The sequence below is a fragment of the Dyadobacter sp. SG02 genome, assembly GCF_900109045.1.
Classification (GTDB): Bacteria; Bacteroidota; Bacteroidia; order Cytophagales; family Spirosomataceae; genus Dyadobacter.
Window position 1 is genome coordinate 148,177 of the sequence record NZ_FNYL01000005.1, and the last position, 23,659, is coordinate 171,835.

Here is a 23,659-nt window from a genome sequence, read left to right on the forward strand (position 1 = left end):
ATTACTTCAAATCGCAAAAAAATCGTGGTTACATATAAAGATTCGCGTGTTTTTGCCCTTTACCTCTTCAATGCTCATTATATCCGAACACAAAATAGAACAAATTGCCGGTCTATGAAAAATCGCCTTTTACTAAGTCAAATCTTCTTCTGGATAACCATTCTTGCCCTGCATGCGCAGCCCGCGCGCAGGCCCGTGGAGGTGATCGTCACCGCCGACCGCGACGACTGGACCTACAAACCCGGGGATAAAGTACAATTCATCATCAGTGTGTTGCGCAATGGCAACCCGGTCAAAAACGCACAGGTTCGCTATGAAATCGGTTTGGAAAAACTCGAACCGACGATTAAGGAAACCAAAACCGCCGCCGATGGAACATTGAAAATAGACGGTGGCACGCTCAAAACGCCGGGTTTCCTCCGGTGCATTGCCTGGGCGACTGTCGACGGCGTGGAGTTCCGCGGCCTTGCTACCGCCGGTTTCGAGCCTTTGAAAATACAGCCGACCGTGGCAAACCCCGAAGATTTTGACACATTCTGGGCCAATGCAAAGAAAGAACTGGCCTCGGTACCGATGGATGCTAAAATGACTTTGCTACCCGACCGCTGCACCGAAAAGACGAATGTTTACCACCTGAGTTTGCAAAATAACCGTCCGGGCGTGCGCGTGTACGGCATTTTAAGTGTACCTAAAAAAGAAGGAAAATATCCCGCACTCCTGCGCGTGCCCGGTGCGGGCGTACGTGCCTATTATGGCGATGTGGTGACTGCCGACAAGGACATTATCACCCTTGAAATCGGTATCCACGGCATTCCGGTCATTATGGACCCGTCCGTTTACCTTGATATGGGCCAGGGCGTACTGAATGGCTATCCCGCTTATAATCTGGATGATAAAGATAAATTCTACTACAAACGCGTATATCTCGGTTGCGTACGCGCGAACGACTTCCTGACAAGCCTGCCTCAATACGACGGCACCAATCTGGCCGTCACCGGCGGAAGCCAGGGCGGCGCATTGTCGATCATTACCGCAGGTCTCGACCCGCGCGTGAAATGGCTCGGCGCATTCTATCCCGCATTGAGCGACGTAACAGGCTACCTGCACGGCCGCGCAGGCGGATGGCCGCATTATTTTGATAAAAACGGCGTCAAAACCAATAATACCAAGGAAAAACTGAATACCGTTTCCTATTACGATGTGGTCAACTTCGCGCGGCGTGTGAAGGCTCCGGGGCTTTATATGTGGGGTTTCAACGACGAAACCTGTCCTCCAACTTCCATGTACGCAGCCTATAATGTGACCACAGCGCCGAAAGAGCTGAAATTGTACCTCGACACCGGCCACTGGACCTATTCCGACGAGCGCGACTTGATGAACAACTGGCTCGTCGACAAACTGAAAGGCAAGTAATCTCACCAAAACCGGAACATACATTTATGGATCGCAGAACATTTATTGAAAAGTCGGCGCTTGCGGGTGCGGCATTCTCCTCGCTTCCGCTGCTGACGGCGTTGAAACGGGCGGCGCCGTACCGCACCGCCCTCATTGGCGCGGGCTGGTGGGGTACGAATATCCTTCGGTGCGCTATTCAGGCAGGAGAATCGAAGCTGGTCGCACTATGCGACGTGGACCAGAACCAGCTGAAAATCTGCTCCGAAGTTTTCTCCAAACTGACCCCGGACAAGCCGAAACTTTACAAGGATTACCGCGAGATGCTGGCTAAGGAAAAGCCGGAAATCGTGATCGTGGCCACGCCCGACCACTGGCATGCATTATGTTGCATTGCGGCGATCGAGTCCGGTGCACACGTTTATGTTGAAAAACCCATTTCGCATACCATTAAAGAAGGCCGCGCGATGGTGAATGCCACGCGCAAGCACGGACGTATCGTACAGGTAGGTACGCACAGGCGCGTGTCCCCGCACAACGTATCGGGTATGGAGTTCCTGAAATCGGGGAAGGCGGGAAAAATCGGTATGGCGCGGGCATTTGTGCATTATGGCGGCGGTCCCGGCCAGAAAACGCCGGATGCGGAACCGCCGCAGGGCCTCGACTGGGATTTCTACTGCGGCCCGGCACCGTTGGTGCCTTACAATAAGACCATCCATCCGAAAGGCTTCCGGAACTACCTCAATTTCGCCAACGGCACTTTGGGCGACTGGGGCATTCACTGGCTCGACCAGGTGTTATGGTGGTCGGAGCAGAAATACCCGAAGAAAATTTACTCCACCGGCGGCCGCGCGATCCGCCAGGACAATACCGACGCACCGGATCACCAGGTGGCAGTCTACGATTTCGACGGTTTTACACTGGAATGGGAGCACCGCAATTTCGCAGCTAACAATGCCGAAAAAACGCATCCCAACCAGGCGGTAGGCGTCTATTTCTACGGCACCGAAGGCACATTCCACATGGGCTGGCTCGACGGCTGGACATTCTACCCGACCAACCCAAACAAGCCGGTGGTTCATCAGGACGCGCAGCTCAACAAGCCCGACGACCAAAACATCCAGCAGCTCTGGGCCAATTTCCTGGAATCCATTAAAAGCAACAAACCGCCGATCTGCGAAATAGAAGTGGGACAGCGTTCCACGAATGTGGCGCTGTTGGGGATGCTTTCCTACAAACTGGGAAGGAGCATTGTGTGGGATGGCGAGAAAGAAATCATTCCCGGAGACGAAGAGGCTAACAAGTTACTGAGCCGGAACTACCGCGGGGAGTGGAAATATCCGCAGGCGTAAAGCGGGTCGGATATTGTCAGGTGTAGTCAGGGTTGGTCAGGTGTGGTCAGGTATTGTCAAATGTTGTCAGGCATTGTAAGATCGTTATTTCAAAACATTACAATGACTACACAAACTATCAATGACAACACCTGACCACCTGACAACTAATCGATCTTAACAACTTCCGCAGGGATGTTATACTGATCCACTGCCTCGCGTGCGAACCGTACGTGCCCGCGGGGGGCCATCAGGTACAATTTGGCGCCCTTCATGCCCGCCAGCTCGCTTAGCAGCTTCCATTTGGAGATGTGGCCGCGCATCTGGTCGGTTTTAATGCAAACCTCCAGATAATGCCGGTTAAACATATTTACCCCGGTCACATCGGGTGTAAAACGGGTGTTGTCAGCCGCCCTTTCGTAAGATTTAGGCGTTTCGTACCCTTCCATATTGGCCTGGATTTCCTTGAACCCGTGCGACTGTGCCCACTTTACTACAAGCGGGATGAATGCTTCCTTTTCCATAATATCATGAATAATTTTCTGCTCTTACCGGCAGTTCCTACAATACAAATCTTGACCGAGCAGAGGGGATACGATAGGAGCGATATTCCCGGTGGTGCAGAATCTTTGTTAAAGATAGCCCATTTTCCGCAAAACCCCAAATCAGCGACCGACGAGGTCAGTCTTCCTGTTCGTCCTTAAAATTGTTATAGGCCGAGAGCAATTCGCGGTGTGCTTTGCCATTCTTCTGAATCTGTGCCAGTTCCACGCCTCTCTGATAAATTTCCTCAGCCTTTTCTATTTTTTCCATCGCAGCAAAAAATGCGCCAGCGTGGTAATAAGTCGGCAGGTAATCGGGATGTTTTTCGAGCAGGAGGTCGAAAAAGCGCCCGGCCTCTGTCGGCTCCGATTTGGAATACTCGATGGCGAGCGCATAGGCATTGAACGGATCGGCCGGGTCCTCTTCGTAAAAAGCGAGTAAATTGGCGAGTAGGGAGTTATTCATCGATATTATTATGCTTGCATACTGTTTACTTTTCCGTTAATTTGCCCGGACAAAGTTATTCTCATCAAACGTAAAGAAAAGTAACCATACCATTATGAAAATACTCGTTTGTATAACTAATGTCCCCGATACAACCGCCAAGATAAGCTTCACCGACAACGACACCAAGCTGAACAAAAACGGTGTCCAGTTCATCATCGGCCCTTACGACGACTACGCGCTCGCCCGTGGCGTGGAGATCAAAGAGCAAAACGGCGGCAGCCTCACCGTCCTGCACGTAGGCGAAGCCGACGCCGAGCCACAGATCCGCAAAGCGCTCGCGATCGGTGCCGACGACGCCATCCGCGTGAATGCCGATCCCCAGGATTCCTATTTCGTGGCAGCGCAAATTGCGCACATTGCCAGCCAAAACAGCTACGACCTCATCCTGATGGGCCGCGAGTCCATCGACTACAACAGCGGCGTGGTGCACGGGCTGGTGGGTGAAATGCTCGGCATCCCCTCCTACTCACCAGTAATGAAGCTCGATCTGGAAGGAAACAATGCGACGATCACCCGCGAGATCGATGGCGGCAAGGAAGTGCTCAAAGCGCATTTACCATTGGTTTTAGGCTGCCAGGAACCGATCGCGGAATGGAAAATACCCAATATGCGCGGCATTATGACGGCGCGTACCAAGCCGTTGAATGTAGTAGAGCCGGTTTCTGTCGACGATATGACCGTTCCGCAGACCTACAAACTGCCCGCTCCGAAAGGCGCCTGCAAGATGATTCCCGCCAGCGAAGCGGAAACGCTCATCAAACTATTGCAGACCGAGGCAAAGGTCCTTTAACACGCGGCTTATTTTTCTCATTTAAACGAAAACGATCATGTCTATCCTTATATATGTAGAACTCGATAACGGTTCGATCAAGAAAACTTCGCTGGAAGCGGTAGCTTACGGTGCAAAAGTAGCATCCCAAACGGGCGGTCAGGCCGTGGTCCTCGCATTGGGCAAAGCCGACAATGCGGAACTCGAAAAAGCCGGACAATACGGCGCGGTCAAAGTACTTCATGCAGCCGATGCCAAACTGGACCATGAAAACAGTCTTGCGTACGCGGACGCGCTCGTGCAAGCGGCCACACAGGAAGGCAGCAAAATCATCATCCTTTCCAAATCCGGCCTGGGTGATGCGATGGCCGCCCGGGCAGCCGCTAAACTGAAAGCCGGGATCGTTTCCGGTGTGACGGCATTGCCCGAAACCGACGGCGGTTTTAAAGTAACACGTGCCATTTTCACCGGCAAGGCATTCGCGACGACGGAAATCAAATCCGACATTAAGGTGCTGGTGATCCGCAAAAACGCCATTGAAATAGACGAAGCAGCTTTAAGCAGCGCCAATGCAACGGTGGAGGCATTCCAGCCTGCATTGCGTGAGAGCGATTTTACGGCCAGCGTCGTGAGCGTCGACAAAGCGGATTCCGAATTGTCGCTTGCCGAAGCGGGGATCATCGTTTCAGGCGGTCGCGGCATGAAGGGCCCCGAACACTGGCAGCCGCTGATCGACCTTGCCAGGGCATTGGGCGCCGCCACCGGTTGTTCCAAACCGGTTTCCGACCTCGACTGGCGCCCGCATCACGAGCATATCGGGCAGACGGGCATTAAAGTAGCTCCGAACCTGTACATTGCCTGTGGCATTTCGGGTGCAATCCAGCATCTGGCGGGCGTAAACGGCTCCAAATGCATTGTCGTGATCAACAAAGACCCGGAAGCACCGTTCTTCAAAGCGGCCGATTACGGCATCGTGGGAGATGTTTTTGAAATCCTGCCCAAACTGACAGAAGCTGCAAAAAGCCTTAAATAGTGGTTTGAAGGCTATTTTTTCAAATTACTTGAAAGACTACTTCTTAAAAAAAGAGCTTAAAATCAGTTGATTACCTTAATTTAATTTTAGCCCCGGCAACGCCCGCCGAATCTTAACCCTTACAGCATTTTTTTATGCAGTAAGGGTTATTTATTTTTGCACCTTTGATCCGCCAATGGCGCTTTTCAAACAGGAACACTTTAAAGGGTTTACTTGTTAATCCGTTGAAAATCAAGAATCAGCCCGAAAGACCATTCACCACGACTGTTAACCATTTGCGCATTTAATTTAAACGTGAAAAAAATCAAGTTAGAAATTCTGGGGCTTTCACCAAGCCAATCCCAAGCCGGTTCGTTTGCATTGGTACTTGGAGAAGAACTCGGCAACCGCAGGCTGCCTATCATTATTGGCGTATTCGAAGCTCAGGCGATTGCAGTCCAGATTGAAAACATAGTACCCAACCGCCCGATGACGCACGACCTGTTCAAGTCGTTCGCCGACGGTATGAATTATACATTGAAGGAAATCGTCATTTCCGACCTCAAAGAAGGCATTTTCTACGCCAAAATCGTTTGTACCGATAATCTCCGTGAAGTAGAGATCGACGCCCGCCCTTCGGACGCGATCGCGATCGGCTTGCGGTTCGACATTCCTATTTATACCTACGAAACTATTTTGTCGGAAGCAGGCATCGTTTCCAGCTCCGTAACCGAGGAAGAAGATGAGGACGAGGACGCTGTTCGTGAAACAATCCGCCCTTCCGGTTCCAAAGATTCGCTCCGCGACCTTACCTTCGACGAGTTGCAACGTATGCTCGACGACGCCCTGTCAAAAGAGGATTACGAGAAGGCAGCGAAGATCCGCGACGAAATGGGAAGAAGGAACTAAAAGCGCCTTTATAGTTAAAAATAGTTAAGGATTGTCCCCAAAAGGGCTGTTTTGAAATTTTAATCCTTATTTTTGCCCGGGTCGTATTCCAGAAAACCGAACCAACGACGAGCGAAATCCTACGCTGTATGCCTAAAAAAAAGAAGATCGGGAGTTACCCCAACGCAATGATCGTCATGAGCCTCACGGCTGCATTGTTTCTGATCGGCTTTTGCGGGCTCCTGGTGATCCAATCCAAAAAGCTGGTTTCCATTATCCGGCAGAACATCGAGGTCCGGGTGTTCATTAACAAAGAAGTTTCCAAAGCCGGGCAGGACTCGATACTCAATATCATTCAGGCGAGACCTTTTGTATTGAAATCCGCTGAAACAAAGGCTATTACATTTGTTTCAAAAGAGGAGGCCGCCAAGGAATTCATCGAAGGCACCAAGGAGGATTTTGCTACTTTCCTCGGCGAAAACCCTTTGCGCGACAGCTATCGCGTAAAGATCCAGGAAGATTATTTCGAAGAAGCCAAGCTCGCACAGATCAAGAAAGAGCTGGACCAGGTGAAAGGCGTATACGAAGTGGTTTACCAGGAAGACCTGGCCGACAATATCAACCGCAACGTGACCAAAATCTACATCGTACTGGCGAGCTTCGCGTTGATCATGTTGATTATCATTGTGTTGCTGGTCAATAATACCATCAAGCTTGCCATTTACTCGCAGCGCTTCCTGATCCGCAGTATGCAACTCGTAGGCGCTACCAATGGCTTTATCCAGAAGCCTTACGTGATGCGCGGGGCCATTCAGGGTCTTATTGGCGGTGTTGTCGCCGCCCTGTTGCTGATCGGCTTGCAACAACTCGCGATCCGCAATGTAGAAGGATTGGCTATGTTGCAGGAATACGACAAAATCGTAATCCTCATTGCTTCCGTGCTGGGCCTTGGCGTGGCAATCGGTGTAGCGAGCACTTACCAGTCACTGGCGCGTTACCTGCGCATGGCGCTCGACGATCTGTACTGATCCGCCGGCGCACCCATGACACCTCTTATCAGACATTCAAGAACAGTAACCGATAAATAAACGTTATGAGTACTTCAAAAAATGAACTTCCATTTTCATCATCCAACTACGTGATGATGCTGGTCGGTATCGCGGTAATCCTCGCAGGCTTCCTGATCATGACTTTCGATGGCGAAGAGTTTGGTTTCGGCTTTCTGGGCCTTACCCTCGGCCCCCTCATCACCATTACGGGCTTCATCATCGAGTTCTGGGCGATCCTCCGTAAACCCGCTAATTCATGAGTATCTGGCAGGCCATCATTTTAGCAATTGTTGAAGGAATTACCGAGTTTTTGCCCATCTCATCTACCGGGCACATGATCATAGCCTCCTCGTTCATGGGGATCAGCCATCTGGAATTTACCAAAATGTTCACGGTCAATATCCAGTTCGGGGCTATACTTTCCGTACTCGTTCTTTACTGGAAGCGCTTTTTCCAGACTACCGATTTCTATTTCAAACTTTTCGTGGCATTTCTGCCGGCAGCCGTGATCGGCTTCCTGCTGAACGATTTCATAGACACATTGCTCGAAAACGTGTGGGTAGTAGCCATTTCGTTGCTCCTTGGAGGTTTTGTACTGATTTTCATCGACCGCATTGCGAACGATACCCGCGAAAAGGAAATTACATTTCCTACCGCATTGAAAATCGGCTTTTTCCAATGTATCGCGATGATCCCCGGCGTTTCGCGCTCGGCTTCGACGATCATCGGCGGGATGCTCAACGGCTTGTCGAGAAAGCAGGCTGCCGAATTTTCGTTCTTCCTCGCCGTGCCTACCATGGCCGCTGCGGGAGGTTACAAGCTTTTAAAAACTTACGATACCATTCAAAAGGAAGATATCCAGACTTTGCTGATCGGTAACGCCGTCGCCTTCGTCGTGGCAATGCTGGCGATCAAGTTCTTCATCAGCTTCCTCACGAAATACGGTTTCAAAGTTTTCGGTTATTACCGCATTATCCTCGGCCTGATCCTGCTAGGTTTGCTGGCGTCGGGCTATCAGCTGGATGTTGTTTAAATGGCCTTTGGCCGACGATAGACCATTGACCATTATGATATGCTATGGTCCATGGTCTATCGTCCATTAATAATTCAGAGCCGTGGTCCATCTTCCATGGTCGGCCGAAGGCCCCCAAACTCCCCCCAATTTGAACCAACAAGAAAACATACCCGACGAAGGCGAGGTGATCCTGATCGACAAGCCCTTGACGTGGACTTCATTTGACGTGGCCAACAAGCTCAAAAGGGCTTGCAAATTCAAGAAAATAGGCCATGCCGGTACGCTGGACCCGCTTGCCACCGGCTTGCTGATCCTCTGTACCGGTAAAAAAACCAAGCAGATCGACAGTTTCCAGGCGCAGGAGAAAGAGTACACTGGCACATTGGTATTGGGCAAAACAACGCCTTCCATTGATCTGGAAAGCGATTTTGACGCTGAATACCCGACTGACCATATTACACCGGAAATACTCGAAAGCGCACGGCAGCAGCTTACCGGAAATATCGAACAAGTTCCGCCACTTTTCTCCGCCATCAAAATCGACGGCGTGCGTGCGTACAAGCTCGCGCGGCGCGGCGAGGAAGCCGAGATCAAGAAGCGGGCGGTGGAGATCAAACTGTTTGAAATAGACGCGACCCACTTTCCTTCCATTGATTTTAGGATCATTTGCTCAAAAGGTACTTATATTCGCAGTATGGTTCGCGATTTCGGCGAGCTGGCGGGCAGTGGCGCTTACATGAGCAAGCTGTGCAGGACCAGGATCGGTGATTTCGAACTGAAAGATGCGTGGGAGCTGACAGCTTTCATTCATCAGAAACGAGTAGCGTTGAATTTGGAAGTTGACGAATGAACATTTATCATAGCCTGGATTCCTTTCAAAAACTGGAATATGGCGTCGTAACCAGCGGCACTTTCGACGGGGTGCACCTGGGACATCAAAAAATACTAACCCGCCTGAAAGAAATCACCGCGCAATCCGGTGGTGAATCGGTGGTACTCACTTTCTGGCCGCACCCCCGCACCGTGGTGTCGGAGGATAGCCAGGACCTGCAACTGCTTTCCACGATCGAGGAGAAAATAGAGCTGTTTTCGAAGCTCGGTATCCAGCATCTGGCGATCGTCCCCTTCACCCGCTCGTTCTCCGAACTCACTTCCGACGAGTTTATCAAACAGATCCTGGTGGAAAAAATCGGTACCAAAAAGCTGGTGATCGGCTACGACCACCGCTTTGGCCGCAACCGCGAGGGTAGTTTCGAGTTTTTGCAAAAAAACTGCTCTGAATACGGTTTTGAAGTGGAAGAAATTCCCAGAGAAGATATCGAACACACGGCCATCAGCTCGTCGCGCATCCGTAAAGCATTGATTACCGGCCACATCCACGAAGCCAACGAGCTGCTGGGCCGCTCCTATTCGCTTTCGGGAACTGTGGTAAAAGGGAAACAACTGGGCCGGACGATCGGCTTCCCGACGGCCAACCTGTACGTCCACGAGCCCTACAAGCTGATCCCCATGAACGGCGTGTATGTGATCAATGCCATTTACCAGGACGAGGTATTCCGGGGAATGCTCAATATCGGCGTACGCCCTACCGTGGACGGCACCGTGCGGACAATCGAAGCGAACCTATTCGACTTTGACAAAGAAATTTACGGCGAAGATCTCAAATTGGAATTGCTTCATTATCTTCGCCCCGAACAGAAATTCAACGGGCTGGATATGCTCGTGAAACAGATCGGAATCGACAAGGAAAACACCCTTGCCTGGTTCGCCTGACCTACCCCGAACTCTTTTACCTACTCATACAGTTTGCTTTTGCGTAAAGCGTGCCCTACCCGGCACGCTTTTATTATGCCTATACGTAAAATCGGGACCAAACATGCTTTCTGTAACGTGTTCCGACAGCCAATCCTTTTCCTATATGAAACATTACGACGCTATTGTAATCGGTGCAGGCCAGGCAGGCACGCCGCTTTGCCGCAAACTGGCCGAATCAGGGCTTAAAACTGCATTAATAGAAAAAAGATGGGTCGGCGGGACCTGCGTGAACGACGGCTGCTCGCCTACCAAAGCCATGGTAGCGTCCGCAAAAGCGGCATGGTCGGCTCGGCACAACGAAACGCTGGGCGTGCACGTCGGCGGCATTACCGTCGATCTCGATGAAATCCTCCACCGCAAAAGCAGCATTGTACAGCTAATGCGCGGCAACTCCGAAAAGCGTATCCGCGACACCGCCGGGCTCGACCTTATTTATGGTACGGCAAGATTCAGCGGGCAAAAGGAGATTACAGTTTCATTAAAGGATGGCGGAACCGAAACACTGACCGCAGACAAGTTTTTCCTCAACACCGGCCTGCAACCTGTTATTCCGGACATTGAAGGCATTCAAAGCATTCCCTATCTCACTTCGACCACCATTATGGAACTGTCGGAGATTCCCGAGCATTTGCTCATTCTGGGCAGCGGGTACATCGCGCTGGAATTCGGGCAAATGTTTGCGCGGTTTGGCAGCAAAGTAACGCTCATCGAACCTGCCGAGCGGATTTTAAAGAAAGAGGACGAGGATATAGCCGGCGAAATCGTGAAAATCCTGGCGCAGGAAGACATTGAAATACTGACAAATACCAAAGCCGTCCGGTTCTCGCAAAGCGGCCATATCATCGGAGTGGCGCTCCAAACCGGGGATATTAAAAGTCAGCGCTCGTGTACGCACGTGCTCGTAGCCGCAGGAAGGAAGCCTCAACTGAAAGAATTTGGCCTTGAAATAGCGGGTATCGAAACGGATGCAAAGGGCTACATTAAGGTCAATGCACAGCTTGAAACCTCGGTGGAAGGCATTTACGCATTAGGCGACATCAAAGGCGGCCCGGCATTTACACACGTTTCCTACGACGATTACCGGTTGATCATTCAGCATGTTGTGGAGAAAAAACCAATCAGTACGGCCGACCGGCTCATCCCCTATTGCATGTTCATCGATCCGCAGCTCGGCCGGGTGGGCATGACCGAACAGGAGGCCCGGGAAAAAGGGCTCGATATTAAAGTAGCGGTACTGAAAAACGACAGCGTGGCACGTGCCATCGAAACAGGCGACGAGCGGGGCATGATGAAAGCCATTGTAGATGCCCAAACAGGCCAGATCCTCGGAGCGGCGGTACTGGCCGAGCAGGGCGGCGAGATCGTTACGATCCTGCAAATGGCCATGATGGGCGGCGTTACTTATGATCGCATCCTGAACGGTGTGTTTGCGCACCCGACCTATGCCGAATCGCTGAACAACCTGTTCATGACGCTCGAAGCGTGAGGTAGCGTCGCTTTTTCACACCATAATGGATCGTTTTGCCGCTTAATTATGTACAGAAGGAATACGCATTTGCTTTTTGCGGACCTGAACCACGTACCCGTCAACAAACATCATGATCATTGCCGACCACATCAGCAAGCATTTTAATGGTATCGAGGCAGTTAAAGATGTTTCCTTCCAGGTCGGTGAAGGCGAAACGATGGTGCTGCTGGGTACGAGCGGTTGCGGCAAAACCACCACGCTCAAAATGCTCAACCGGCTGATAGAAGCAACTTCCGGCCGGATTGAAATTTCAGGCAGGAATATCTCGGAAGAAAAACCGGAAATACTCAGGCGGTCGATCGGCTATGTTTCCCAAAACAATGGCCTTTTCCCGCATTTCACGGTGGCTGAAAACATCGCGGTGGTGCCGAAGCTGCTCGGCTGGCAACCCGGCGACATTCAAAATCACACGGGCCGCTGGCTCGAACAGCTGAAACTTCCCGCGCATTTCAAAAGCAAATATCCCGACGAACTGAGCGGAGGCCAGCAGCAGCGCGTCGCCATTGCCCGCGCGCTCATCGCCAATCCGCCCATTTTACTCCTCGACGAACCTTTCGGCGCGCTCGATCCCGTGACGCGCGCCAGCGTACGGAAAGACTTTGCCGAGCTACCCGTGCTGCGGGAGACTACCATCGTGCTCGTCACCCACGACGTGCACGAAGCGCTTCAAATGGGCGACCATATTTGCCTGATGGACAAAGGCAGCATTGTGCAGCAGGGCAAGCCGGGCGATCTGCTGCTTAGGCCTGTGAATGAGTTCGTGCACGCCTTTTTCGGCCAGCAACTCGAAGATATTTCCCGCATTTACGAACGTATCAGAACGGAAAGATAATGGAAGAGCAGCAAAGCTTGTGGGCATTCATGACGCAGCAATCGGGAAAGCTGTGGAGCCAGACCGTGGCCCACATCGGCCTTACCTGCATCTCGCTGCTGATCGCCATTGCCGTCGGGCTTCCGCTGGGCATCTGGATCGCGCGCCGAAAAAAGGCCGCCTGGCTGGTACTCGGCATCGCGGGCGTACTACAAACCATTCCCAGCATTGCATTGCTGGGTTTTATGATCCCGCTGCTGGGGATTGGCGCATTGCCCGCGATTACCGCGCTGTTCCTGTATGCATTGCTCCCCATTATCCGCAATACTTACACAGGCATTACGGGCGTCGACCCGGCCATAACCGAATCCGCGCGCGGAATGGGTATGAGCGCGTGGCAAATACTGACGGGCGTAGAGCTGCCGCTGGCCATGCCGGTGATCCTGGCCGGAATCCGTACCGCGACGGTCATTAATGTGGGTGTGGCTACCCTGGCCGCTTATATTGCCGCGGGTGGTCTGGGCGAGTTTATTTTCGGGGGAATTGCATTGAACAATACCCAGATGATCCTGGCCGGGGCTATTCCGGCTGCATTGCTGGCTGTGTTGCTCGACTTTTTGCTCTCTCTACTCCAAAAAACAGGTTTGAAAAGAATGCGCAAAATCTCGGTCGTGTTGCCGGTTTTGCTGCTTTTGCTATCCTCATTTTACCTCATACCCTATACTAAAGGCAATATCCTCGCCGGTTTCACGCCGGAATTCATGGGCCGGGAAGATGGTTACCTGGGTCTGAAATCGATATACGGGCTCGATATTCCGACTGTCGTGATCAGTGACGCGGTAATGTATAAGGCCGCATTTGAAGAAAAGCTCGACGTCATCAGCGGGTACAGTACCGATGGCCGGCTGAAAGCATTCGACCTGGTAACATTGACCGATGACCAGCATATTTTCCCGCCTTATTACGCCGCCCCGGTCGTGAGGAGCGAAATCCTCATACAATACCCTGAATTACAACCTGTTTTGGAAAAATTATCGGGTTATATCAATGATTCGGTGATGACCGAGCTGAACTACCGGGTCGATTACCTCAAACAGGCGCCCGAGCGTGTGGCACATGATTTTCTGGTATCCAAAAATCTCTATCAATCGCCCCGTAGCGGAAACAAAGGCACCATACGCCTGGGTTCGAAGATTTTCGCCGAGCAATACATTCTTGTTCAAATGTATAAAGAGCTGATCGAAGGAAATACAGAGCTGAAAGCCATGACCAAAACCGGCCTCGGCGGAACCAAAATCTGTTTCGACGCATTAACCAATGCCGAAATCGATATGTATCCCGAGTACACGGGCACGGGCCTGCTGGCGATCCTCAAACCCGGCCGCGCACAGCTGAAAAGCCTCGGCGGCGACCGGGAAAAGGTTTATGTGTATGTCAAAAATGAATTTTTAAAACAATACAAGCTGCAATGGCTGCGGCCTATCGGCTTCAATAACGCCTATGCGCTGATGATGCGTCGTGCGCAGGCACAATCCTTGAATATCCAATCCATCACCGACCTGAAAAATTATGCAACTAATGGAAACCACCGGCATTAGGGAAGCATTTCAAAATGTCAGAAAACACTCGGAAAACATCTGCGAACCACTTGAAACGGAAGATTACGTACCCCAACCGGTCGCATTCGTGAGCCCGCCCAAGTGGCACCTGGCACATTCCACCTGGTTTTTTGAAACATTCATCCTCAAACCCAATGTCCCGGGTTATCGCGTTTACGATCCCGATTTCAACTATTTGTTCAACAGCTATTACAACAACGTGGGCGAGCGCACGCTCCGCACCGACCGCGGCAACGTCACGCGCCCGACCACAAAAGCGGTATATGCCTACCGCCGGTATGTAGACGAGCAAATGGACGCATTGCTCGAAGAGCTCGCCGATCCGGAAATCCTGGCATTGGTAGAACTCGGACTGCACCACGAGCAGCAGCATCAGGAGCTTCTGGTGACCGACATCAAATACATTCTCGGGCATAACCCGCTCTTCCCCGTGTACCGCGAAGGCCAGAATATGGTCAACGGCCGAAATACCGAAACCGGCTTTTTAACCATCCCCGAAGGTATCTACGACATCGGGCATCAGGGCGAAGGATTTTGTTTTGACAATGAGCTGGGCAGACATAAGGTCTATCTGCATGAATTCGAAATCGCCAAAGGGCTCGTAACCAACGGCGAATACATCGGGTTCATGGAAGCGGGCGGTTACGAAGATTTCAACCTCTGGCTGGATGAAGGCTGGTCATGGGTAAATCAAAACCACATTTCAGCCCCGATGTACTGGCACTTGATCGACGGCGAATGGCATTATTTTACATTGAATGGCCTGCAAAAAGTGGATCCCGAGGCAATTCTGAGTCATATCAGCTTTTTCGAAGCAGCTGCATTTGCCCAATGGAAAGGCATGCGCCTGCCGACGGAATTCGAATGGGAGGTCGCCTCCGCCAACCTCGACTGGGGCCAGCGCTGGGAATGGACCAATAGTGCTTACCTGCCCTACCCGGGGTTTTCGAAAGCTCCCGGAGCCGTGGGCGAGTATAATGGTAAGTTCATGGTCAACCAGATGGTGCTGCGCGGCGCATCGGTAGCGACCTCACCCGGACATGCACGCAAAACTTACCGCAACTTCTTTCACACACACGAGCGCTGGCAATACACGGGCATCCGGCTTGCGCGATAATTTATTGGTTATGACAGATTTACAAACATTTGCCAAAGACATCCACCGGGGATTGTCCGCACCACAGAAGCACATTTCGAGCAAATACTTTTACGACGACATCGGCAGCGGGATTTTTCAGGACATCATGAAAATGCCGGAGTACTACCCCACCCCCTGTGAATTCGAAATTTTGTCGCTCCAAGGGGAGAATATCCTCCGGAAATTGCAATTCGACGGACCGTTCCAGATCGTGGAATTTGGCGCGGGGGATGGTATCAAAACCCGTCAGTTACTGAAAAAGCTGGTCGAGCGGCAGGTCGATTTTACTTACGTACCCATTGATATTTCCTCCAAAGCCATCGAGGAGCTCACGACCAATATGCATGCCCATTTGCCGGGTTTGAAGATCAGCCCGATGATCGGCAACTATTTCACGATGATGGAGGAGCTGGCCGCGTCGGGCGTTCCGAGCCTTTTGCTTTTTCTCGGTGGCAATATCGGCAACTACGAAGCACACGAGGTCACCAGCCTCCTCGCCGATTTCCGCAAATGCATGAACCCCGGCGATTACCTGCTAACAGGCTTCGACCTGCAAAAGAACCCGGCGACGGTACGCTGCGCGTACGACGACCCGAAAGGCATTACGAAAGCATTCAATATCAATTTATTACACAGGATCAACAGAGAGCTGGGCGGAAGCTTCAAAACCAACCAGTTCGACTTCTACTCTCACTACAACCCTGTCAATGGCGAAGTAAGGAGCTATCTGGTGAGTCTCGTCCCGCAAAAAGTGCACGTAAGCCAGACCGACAAATGCTACGATTTCGACCGGAACGAGCTGATCTGGACGGAGCTTTCGAAGAAATATACCTTAACTGAGATCGAAGAAGTGGCTGCGGCGAACGGCTTCCGCGTCGTGGAGCATTTCCAGGATTGCAAGGCTTACTTTACCGATAGCCTCTGGACATTATAAAAACGGCCGGGACAAATCCATATCCCGGCCGCTTCTTTCGCATAATACCTTACTAATTACTCGATACGAACTTGTTAAACCGGCTTTCCTTGCCGTCCGCCGTTTTTTCCTGGTACAGAAATTCCAGCTTGCTTTCGTCGAACTTCTGGAAAAATTCGTCCCAGCTGATTTCCTGCAACGAATCCCCTCCGCTATAACCAGGAAAGTCAATGCGCAGAATACCTACTTCATCCTTTTTCTTGCCCGTGCTCTTCACCATCGAAGGCACGCCGCCACGCTTCTCTACCCACGCGCGGATCGTGTCGTGATCACGCGTCGAAGTATTGGATTTGGAGCTGCCGGCCGACTTTTTGGTACCGGTTGTTTTATTCGCAGTCGTTTTCGAATCAGCTGCCTTTGAAGCACTAGCTTTCGAAGCAGCCGGTTTCGGCGCACTGGTTTTCGATGCTGTTGTCTTCGAAGCCGTTGTTTTTGTAGTGCTTTTGGTCGTAGCCTTCGCGGCCGTACTTTTTGCAGACGCTCCCTTTTCGGTATCAGCCTTCGTTTTTGAAGTGGCTTCCTTAGTATTGCCTTTTGTCGTAGTAGCCATGGTTTTCAGTTGTTTGATTTGAACCCCAACGACTTCAAAAAGCGTGCCGGGCACCGAGTGCCGGGCACGCTAATCTTCCAAAACCCTGATCGCCCCTTTCAGCCTGAAACCACAAACCCGCATGCCGGCCTTCTCCAACGTGGCCTGGGAAATGCGGTTGCCGATATTGCAACGTGCTGCGGGCACCCGCCCCATTTTGTACGCCATACGTTTCAGCTCCTGCACGATGTACGTCGCATAACCCTTCTCGCGGTACGTTTCCCGCGTTTGCATGTAAATGTCGGCGTAAGGAATGTTGTAATTGAGCATTAAGCCGCCGCTGGCCACGATCTCGCCATTCACATCGACCACATATTCGCTGTCGTCGCCGTTCATCGGGTCGTGCTCTGAGCGTTTGCGGAAAATTGCGCCCGGCATTTCGAACGCAGTCTGAAAATCGTCTTCGAACAGAATGGCTTCCGCGAACGAGTTTTCGCAGAAACGGTACAGCATGGTGGTCAGGAAAATATCATTACTCTGGCTCTCGATCCAGGTCGGTTTGCAGGCCCTTTGAAATTCCTCGAAAACAATGCTGGCATGTTTGCGGTACGGCGGCAGCAGGTAAAACTCGAAGATCGTATCCCGGTCCTGCCGGCGGTCGGTCCCCCAAACGGAACCATAACCGATACGGACATTATCGACCCGGAACAGCCAGGTATCGGCCCAGCCATAATCGTGGCACTTGTTGCAGACAAACTGGAAGTGGTTTTCATGCAGGAACATCGTGCGCAAATCCCTGATCCCATCCAGTCCGATTTTGGAAATACTGACTCGCATAGTGTGGGGGTAATCGGGTAATAAGGTAGTGTAATCGTGTGAAAAAAACTAGTTGCGTTGCAGGAAAAACGAAGACTCAGCCGGCTTTTTTGTACGGGCAATGTGGCCGAAAACACGTCAGCTAGGCAGCAGCGGTGCATTTTTGCTCATCCGCCATCGTTATTCACTCTATCCAAAACCGGCATGAAGCCTTTAATTCAGACTGTTATCCTGGCTGTACTCATTATCTCCAGATGCGGAGCACAGGGTAGCGTCAACTCAAAACTCTGGTACAAACAACCTGCAAAACAATGGGAAGAAGCATTGCCGATCGGAAACGGCGCATTGGCGGCTATGATTTTCGGCGGCGTTGAAACCGAGCAGATCCAGTTTAACGAGGAAACCCTATGGACCGGCCAACCAAGAAGTTACGCACATAAGGGCGCATCCGCTTACCTGGACGAGATCCGGCGGCTTCTGAACGAGGGCAAACAAAAAGAAGCGGAAAAACTGGCCAACGAGCAATTTATGAGCCAGCCGTTACGGCAAATGGCTTATCAGGCTTTCGGTGATGTGTATGTAGACTTTCCGGGGCACGGGCAACATACTGCGTACGTGCGTGAACTCGACCTCCGGGGCGCCACTGTAAAAAGCAGCTACCAATCCGGCGGCGTGCATTATACACGCGAAGCATTTGCGAGCTATCCCGCGAAAGCGGTTTATTATCGTATTAACAGCTCGCAAAAAGGCAAACTGGATTTCTCGGTGCGTATGGACGCCATTCACTCGAAAAGGGAAGTGAAGGTCGGAGAAAAACAGATTGAACTGGAAGTTTATGTCGATAAAGGCGCGCTGCAAGGTATTGCCAGGCTAAAAGTTATCACGGATGGAGAGGTAAAACAAGCCGATGGGAAACTGCTGATTTCAAAAGCCACGAATGCGACCCTGGTACTTGCCGCCGCTACCAACTACATCGATTACAAAAACGTAAGCGGCGATCCTGCTGCAAAAACAGCCGAAATTCTCCGAAACGCTCCCGTATTTGAAAAAGCATTCGCCGCGCATTCGGCGGATTATCAAAAGCTTTACAGCCGGTTTGCATTGGATCTTCCAGCCAGCAAAGCCTCCGCGCTCCCTACCGACGAGCGCCTCAGTCAGTTCAAGAAAAATCCGGACGATCCGGCATTACTTGCATTGTATGTACAATTTGCGCGCTACCTGCTCATCGCGAGCAGCCGCCCGGGAACGCATCCGGCCAATTTGCAGGGTAAATGGAACCACAAGCTCAATCCGTCATGGGATAGCAAATACACCGTGAATATCAATACGGAAATGAACTACTGGCCGGTGGAAATGACTAACCTCGGCGAATGCCACGAGCCGCTGTTTCAAATGGTCAGGGAAGTTTCTGAAACCGGTGCGGAAGTAGCGAAGGAGCATTACAATGCGAAAGGCTGGGTACTGCACCATAATACCGACGTCTGGCGCGGCGCGGCACCTATTAATGGGGCGAATCACGGCATTTGGGTAACGGGCGGCGCATGGCTGAGCCTGCATTTGTGGGAGCATTACCGGTTTACGCAGGACAAAGCATTCCTGCAAAACGCCGCCTACCCGCTTATGAAAGGCGCAGCGGAATTCTTCCTCGATTTTCTCGTGAAGGACCCTAAAACAGGCCTGCTGATTAGCAGCCCCTCTAACTCCCCTGAAAACGGCGGATTAGTGGCTGGGCCGACGATGGACCACCAGATCATCCGCGCATTGTTCAAAGCCTGCATCGAAACAGCCGGTATTTTGAAAACAGACGCCGCATTTGCCCAAAAGCTGGCCGAAACCGCAACCCAAATCGCTCCGAACCGCATTGGCCGCTACGGGCAGTTGCAGGAATGGATGACCGACATCGACGACACCACCAGTCATCACCGCCACGTTTCGCACCTGTGGGGCGTGTACCCGGGCGAGGAAATCACACCGGCAGGCACGCCTGAGTTGCTTAAAGCCGCGATGAAATCCCTCAATTACCGGGGCGATGACGGTACGGGATGGAGTCTGGCCTGGAAAATCAACTACTGGGCGAGGTTCCTCGACGGCGAACATGCCTACACGATGATCCGCAAGCTGTTCAACCCGGTTTACGACGCCGGGCAGAAAATGAGCGGCGGGGGTTCTTACCCCAACCTGTTCGACGCACACCCGCCGTTCCAGATCGACGGCAACTTTGGCGGTGCCGCTGGTATCCTCGAAACATTGGTACAAAGCCATCTGGGCGACATCAATCTCCTGCCTGCATTACCCAAAGCTTTGCCCGACGGACATGTTACGGGACTATGCACGCGTGGAGGTTTTGAATTGGATATGCATTGGAAAAAAGGCAAACTCGAAGAGTTGACCGTCCGCTCGAAAGCCGGTAACCCATGCAAGCTGCGCTATGGCGACAAAGTGGTATCGGTGAACACAACGAAAGGCAAAACCTATCGTTTCGGACCTGATTTGAAGATTTTGAAATAAAAATCACCTTTTTTCAGAAGTACGAAAATGCTGCTGACATACTGCTGTCACTCGGCGATGTTTAGTTTGTAATGTAATCAAACAATAAACTAAAAAAACCTTTGACATGGAAACTAACAACACCGAGCAGGAAATGGCAACCACTACAACGAACGTTATCTCAGCCGAAGCTTTGCTGGATCATTGGCAAGGCCACCGCAGGCTCAGCCGCAAGGTTATTGAGGCATTCCCTGAGGATCAGTTTTATACTTTTTCGATCGGCGGCATGCGTACTTACGCCCAGCTCACCATGGAGATGATCGGCCTGGCCGCTCCTGGTATCCGCGGCGTGGTGTTCGGCGACTGGACATTCAGCGAGCCCGTACTCGACTATTCAACACCCGCACCGGCTACGAAAGCGGAGGTACTCCACCTCTGGGACCTTGTGACCGAGTACATCGATACCCTCTGGCCGCAGATTCAGCCGCAGCGTTTCCAGGAACGGGAAGCAGCATTCGGCATGTACGAAAACACGATCGTAGGCACGATCCAGTACCTGATCGACAATGAAATCCACCACCGGGCACAGGGCTACGTGTACCTGCGCGCGCTGGGCGTAGAGCCGCCGGCTTTCTGGGACCGTTACTAATAACTGATAATACACGCCCCATTTCCCTTTTCCCGGCTATGCTTGCGCCAACCGGGGCCGAAAGGAGAAATGGGGCTTCGATTTTCATGGAATGGTTTTAGTACCTACCTTAGCAGGATTGAAACACATGACTATGAGAACTATGCCGCACATAAAATCCAAAGTATTGACAGTAGCCGCGACTGCGGGTCTGCTGTTTGTATTAAACCAGGCCGATGCGCAGGTACGCCAGCCCGCGCCAACCGGACAAGTCCCGAAAGCCTATTCCGGCGCGCAATCGGCCCCTGCCGCTTCATACAAGCCAAAACCTACCGGCCAGATAGCGCCGGAAGCGCCGGGACAACTTGGTACCATCGTGCAGCCCGCGCCGGCCGCAGCTCCCGTTCAAAAAGTATCCGATGTACAGGATCTGGGTTTCGAAGTCAATACCCGGCCGGTTAACCAGCAGGGTATGGTGCCTAAAGTAACCACATCGCAAGACCCGAGAACGATGCCGGAACGCTACCAGCCACAGGTGATCGGTCAGCCATCGGCCACTGCCTCGGGAGAGGTTCAGGTACAAACGCAGCAGGTACCCGTCGCGCCCACCGCAGGATCGCCTGCGACAGGTACAGGTGCGTATGCACCGGCAACGCAAGTATCTCCTAATCAATCCAACGCAACGAACGGTCAGGCTGTACCACAACAAGGGCAGGCTAATACACAGTCGGCGACACCACAAACCACGCCATCGGGCACTACCAGGCCCGCGGTTCAACGCGTGGCTCCGAGATAACACAGGCCCCGGTTCTTCCGGGGCTTTTCTTTTTTTAAGTACGCTCCTCCCTGCCAGAACTTCGTTTGGCACAATCACACCCTTAAATTGTCCTATACCCACCCCGGAAAACTGTGGGGAGGGCCGTATTTTTGTATCAACACTTCGCAAGCCGGTGATTATCCGACTGTTCGACTGTCCGGCGATCCGGCGATCCGGCGGTCCGGCGGTCCGGCGTCCGGTCATTAAGCCATATCGTTATGAAAACCTTTTATGCGGTTTTAGCCAACTCGCTGGCGGCCGCGCTTACCAACACGTTTGTCTGGTTTGCCGTCACATTCTGGGTCTACCTCGAAACCAAATCGGTACTCGCCACTTCGGTCATGGCCGGGGTTTACCTGGCAACGGTGGCGGTTTCGGGCTTTTTTCTAGGCTCCATCGTCGACCGGTACCGGAAAAAGACCTCGATGATGCTCGCCGCGAGCATTACGCTGGTGCTCTACATCATCGCCCTGATCATTTACATCACTACACCGGAAGCTGCTTTTAAAAGCGATTCGAGCGTCAGCCTGTGGTTGTTTATCACGCTTTGCCTTTTCGGGGCCATTACGGGGAACATACGGACGATTGCATTATCGACGGTGGTTACCATTCTGATCGAAGAGGAAAACCGCGACAAAGCCAATGGAATGGTGGGTACTGCCAACGGCGTGTCGTTCCTGGTCGCTTCGATCTTTAGCGGGCTCGTGATCGGGTACCTGGGCGTATTGTGGATGATGGTACTCGCAGTGGGGCTGAGCGTGCTGGTGATCCTGCATTTGCTGACGGTCTCCATTCCTGAAAAAGAAATCGTTCATACTGAATCGAATAGACAAAAGGTCGACATCCGTGGCACCATTGCCGCAGTGGGTATGGTACCGGGTCTTTTCGGATTGATTTTCTTTAACACCTTCAACAACTTCCTCGGCGGTGTATTTATGTCCCTCATGGACGCCTACGGCCTCTCGCTCGTGTCCGTGCAGGCGTGGGGCATTCTCTGGGGCGTATTAAGCCTCGGATTTATCGTCGGCGGGTTGGTGGTAGCGAAGCGGGGTTTGGGGAAAATGCCTTTGAAAACCTTGTTTACGGCCAATATCGTGATGTGGATAATCTGCATGATCTTCCCGATCCAGTCGTCCATTGTTTTGCTGGGCATCGGAATGTTCGTGTACCTCTGCCTGATCCCGGTGGTGGAAGCGACGGAGCAGACGATCCTTCAAAAGGTAATACCGCCGGAAAGGCAGGGACGCGTATTCGGGTTTGCCCAAAGCATCGAGCAGGCGGCGTCTCCCATCACAGCATTCATGATCGGGCCGATTGCCAAGTTTGTATTCATCCCCTTCATGACCACCGGCGCGGGCGTGCGGCTGATCGGTTCGTGGTTCGGGACTGGTACGGCGCGTGGCCTGGCACTTTTATTTATTGTGACGGGCATTGTCGGGCTCATTGTCACGCTGATTGCCATGCAGTCGGCGGCGTACCGGAAATTGTCGCTCGTTTATCAAAAACCAGCGCCCGAATATGATACCGGCGAAGTCCCTGTCAGAGAGGACGCTTAGATTTTATATTTTTCAATCAACAACTAATCAACACAGCTATGTTTGGACAAACCAAAGCATTCAGCGGGTATTCGGTAGATAACTTGCAGAAAGCGAGACAGTTTTACGGCGAAACACTCGGTATCGAAGTTTCGCAAAAAGAGGAAATGCCGGTGCTTCATTTGCACATTTACGGAGGGTATGAGGTGATTTTGTATGAAAAACCAAACCACGAGCCGGCGACATTTACCGTGCTTAATTTTCCCGTAAAAAACATCGAAGAAACCGTTAAAGCACTCAAATCCAAAGGTGTGCAATTCGAAAGCTACGACTGGCCGGGGTTTAAGACCGACCCGGACAATATCATGCGCGGAAACGGCCCGACCATCGCCTGGTTCACCGATCCGGCCGGCAATATCCTGTCGGTCATTGAAACTGAAAACTAATGATCCTTAAC

General features: G+C 51.9%; 24 protein-coding genes. 20 read left to right on the forward strand and 4 right to left on the reverse strand.

All coding sequences use genetic code 11. The annotated features are described in order from the left end of the window. Nucleotides 1-114: 114 nt before the first annotated feature. Nucleotides 115-1,413 (forward strand): acetylxylan esterase, encoded by a 1,299-nt coding sequence (locus BMW93_RS13530; RefSeq protein WP_090376663.1) that lies wholly within the window; start codon nt 115-117, stop codon nt 1,411-1,413. A gap of 26 nt (nt 1,414-1,439) precedes the next feature. Then, nucleotides 1,440-2,744 carry a Gfo/Idh/MocA family protein gene (locus tag BMW93_RS13535; protein ID WP_090376665.1) on the forward strand — a complete coding sequence of 435 codons (1,305 nt, stop codon included), beginning with the start codon at nt 1,440-1,442 and terminating at the stop codon, nt 2,742-2,744. A 146-nt stretch (nt 2,745-2,890) separates the two neighbouring features. Here the strand turns inward: BMW93_RS13535 and BMW93_RS13540 are convergent, their stop codons facing one another. Together BMW93_RS13540 and BMW93_RS13545 are read right to left on the reverse strand one after the other, a co-directional pair. Continuing rightward, nucleotides 2,891-3,247, reverse strand: a complete 357-nt coding sequence (locus BMW93_RS13540; protein WP_090376668.1) for a hypothetical protein — start codon at nt 3,245-3,247, stop codon at nt 2,891-2,893. A gap of 157 nt (nt 3,248-3,404) precedes the next feature. Beyond that, nucleotides 3,405-3,731 carry an enzyme of heme biosynthesis gene (locus BMW93_RS13545; RefSeq protein ID WP_090376671.1) on the reverse strand — a complete coding sequence of 109 codons (327 nt, stop codon included), beginning with the start codon at nt 3,729-3,731 and terminating at the stop codon, nt 3,405-3,407. A gap of 94 nt (nt 3,732-3,825) precedes the next feature. Here BMW93_RS13545 and BMW93_RS13550 point away from each other — a divergent pair, with 94 nt between their 5' ends. The 13 genes from BMW93_RS13550 to BMW93_RS13610 all read left to right on the forward strand — a co-directional run bounded on the left by BMW93_RS13550 (nt 3,826) and on the right by BMW93_RS13610 (nt 16,351). Then, the gene (locus tag BMW93_RS13550) at nt 3,826-4,563 is read left to right on the forward strand and encodes an electron transfer flavoprotein subunit beta/FixA family protein (protein WP_090376673.1); all 738 of its coding nucleotides are present in this window, start codon (nt 3,826-3,828) and stop codon (nt 4,561-4,563) included. A 37-nt stretch (nt 4,564-4,600) separates the two neighbouring features. Next, nucleotides 4,601-5,575 (forward strand): electron transfer flavoprotein subunit alpha/FixB family protein, encoded by a 975-nt coding sequence (locus tag BMW93_RS13555; RefSeq protein ID WP_090376676.1) that lies wholly within the window; start codon nt 4,601-4,603, stop codon nt 5,573-5,575. Nucleotides 5,576-5,869: 294 nt separating this feature from the next. Further along, complete coding sequence (locus BMW93_RS13560) at nt 5,870-6,463, forward strand: bifunctional nuclease family protein (RefSeq protein ID WP_090376679.1); 594 nt, start codon at nt 5,870-5,872, stop codon at nt 6,461-6,463. A gap of 128 nt (nt 6,464-6,591) precedes the next feature. Beyond that, nucleotides 6,592-7,470, forward strand: coding sequence for an ABC transporter permease (locus BMW93_RS13565; RefSeq protein WP_090376685.1), 879 nt, complete (start codon nt 6,592-6,594; stop codon nt 7,468-7,470). Nucleotides 7,471-7,535: 65 nt separating this feature from the next. Continuing rightward, the gene (locus BMW93_RS13570) at nt 7,536-7,751 is read left to right on the forward strand and encodes a DUF3098 domain-containing protein (protein WP_090376688.1); all 216 of its coding nucleotides are present in this window, start codon (nt 7,536-7,538) and stop codon (nt 7,749-7,751) included. Beyond that, on the forward strand, nt 7,748-8,524 hold the full coding sequence (locus BMW93_RS13575; RefSeq protein WP_090376692.1) for an undecaprenyl-diphosphate phosphatase: 777 nt from the start codon (nt 7,748-7,750) through the stop codon (nt 8,522-8,524). Before BMW93_RS13570 ends, BMW93_RS13575 begins: the two co-directional genes overlap by 4 nt. A gap of 130 nt (nt 8,525-8,654) precedes the next feature. Then, entirely contained in the window at nt 8,655-9,356 is a 702-nt protein-coding gene (truB, locus tag BMW93_RS13580) for a tRNA pseudouridine(55) synthase TruB (protein WP_090376695.1), read from the forward strand. After that, nucleotides 9,353-10,279, forward strand: a complete 927-nt coding sequence (locus BMW93_RS13585) for a bifunctional riboflavin kinase/FAD synthetase (protein ID WP_090376699.1) — start codon at nt 9,353-9,355, stop codon at nt 10,277-10,279. The genes truB and BMW93_RS13585 overlap by 4 nt, the downstream gene beginning before the upstream one ends. Before the next feature lie 145 nt (nt 10,280-10,424). Further along, on the forward strand, nt 10,425-11,807 hold the full coding sequence (locus BMW93_RS13590) for a mercuric reductase (RefSeq protein WP_090377668.1): 1,383 nt from the start codon (nt 10,425-10,427) through the stop codon (nt 11,805-11,807). 112 nt (nt 11,808-11,919) lie between these two features. After that, nucleotides 11,920-12,681 (forward strand): ABC transporter ATP-binding protein, encoded by a 762-nt coding sequence (locus BMW93_RS13595; RefSeq protein ID WP_090376702.1) that lies wholly within the window; start codon nt 11,920-11,922, stop codon nt 12,679-12,681. Next, the gene (locus BMW93_RS13600; RefSeq protein ID WP_090376705.1) at nt 12,681-14,258 is read left to right on the forward strand and encodes an ABC transporter permease/substrate-binding protein; all 1,578 of its coding nucleotides are present in this window, start codon (nt 12,681-12,683) and stop codon (nt 14,256-14,258) included. Before BMW93_RS13595 ends, BMW93_RS13600 begins: the two co-directional genes overlap by 1 nt. After that, nucleotides 14,239-15,396: an ergothioneine biosynthesis protein EgtB gene (egtB, locus tag BMW93_RS13605; protein ID WP_090376708.1), complete on the forward strand. Its 1,158-nt coding sequence runs from the start codon at nt 14,239-14,241 to the stop codon at nt 15,394-15,396. Before BMW93_RS13600 ends, egtB begins: the two co-directional genes overlap by 20 nt. Nucleotides 15,397-15,406: 10 nt before the next feature. Next, nucleotides 15,407-16,351, forward strand: a complete 945-nt coding sequence (locus tag BMW93_RS13610) for an L-histidine N(alpha)-methyltransferase (RefSeq protein ID WP_090377671.1) — start codon at nt 15,407-15,409, stop codon at nt 16,349-16,351. 52 nt (nt 16,352-16,403) lie between these two features. Here BMW93_RS13610 and BMW93_RS35695 read toward each other — a convergent pair whose 3' ends face one another. Together BMW93_RS35695 and BMW93_RS13620 are read right to left on the reverse strand one after the other, a co-directional pair. After that, a complete protein-coding gene (locus tag BMW93_RS35695; protein WP_218147690.1) occupies nt 16,404-16,940 on the reverse strand; it encodes a hypothetical protein in 537 nt (178 codons plus the stop codon). Between the two features lie 69 nt (nt 16,941-17,009). Beyond that, nucleotides 17,010-17,756 carry a GNAT family N-acetyltransferase gene (locus BMW93_RS13620; protein ID WP_090376712.1) on the reverse strand — a complete coding sequence of 249 codons (747 nt, stop codon included), beginning with the start codon at nt 17,754-17,756 and terminating at the stop codon, nt 17,010-17,012. A 183-nt stretch (nt 17,757-17,939) separates the two neighbouring features. Between BMW93_RS13620 and BMW93_RS13625 the strand changes: the two genes are divergently transcribed. The 5 genes from BMW93_RS13625 (at nt 17,940) to BMW93_RS13645 (ending at nt 23,648) form a co-directional block, all read left to right on the forward strand. Next, nucleotides 17,940-20,243, forward strand: a complete 2,304-nt coding sequence (locus BMW93_RS13625; RefSeq protein WP_090376714.1) for a glycosyl hydrolase family 95 catalytic domain-containing protein — start codon at nt 17,940-17,942, stop codon at nt 20,241-20,243. Between the two features lie 106 nt (nt 20,244-20,349). Next, a complete protein-coding gene (locus BMW93_RS13630; protein WP_090376717.1) occupies nt 20,350-20,871 on the forward strand; it encodes a DinB family protein in 522 nt (173 codons plus the stop codon). 142 nt (nt 20,872-21,013) lie between these two features. Then, complete coding sequence (locus BMW93_RS13635; RefSeq protein ID WP_090376719.1) at nt 21,014-21,646, forward strand: hypothetical protein; 633 nt, start codon at nt 21,014-21,016, stop codon at nt 21,644-21,646. A 239-nt stretch (nt 21,647-21,885) separates the two neighbouring features. Next, entirely contained in the window at nt 21,886-23,223 is a 1,338-nt protein-coding gene (locus tag BMW93_RS13640; RefSeq protein WP_090376722.1) for an MFS transporter, read from the forward strand. A gap of 38 nt (nt 23,224-23,261) precedes the next feature. Further along, on the forward strand, nt 23,262-23,648 hold the full coding sequence (locus BMW93_RS13645) for a VOC family protein (protein ID WP_090376725.1): 387 nt from the start codon (nt 23,262-23,264) through the stop codon (nt 23,646-23,648). The last annotated feature ends 11 nt before the right edge of the window (nt 23,649-23,659 follow it).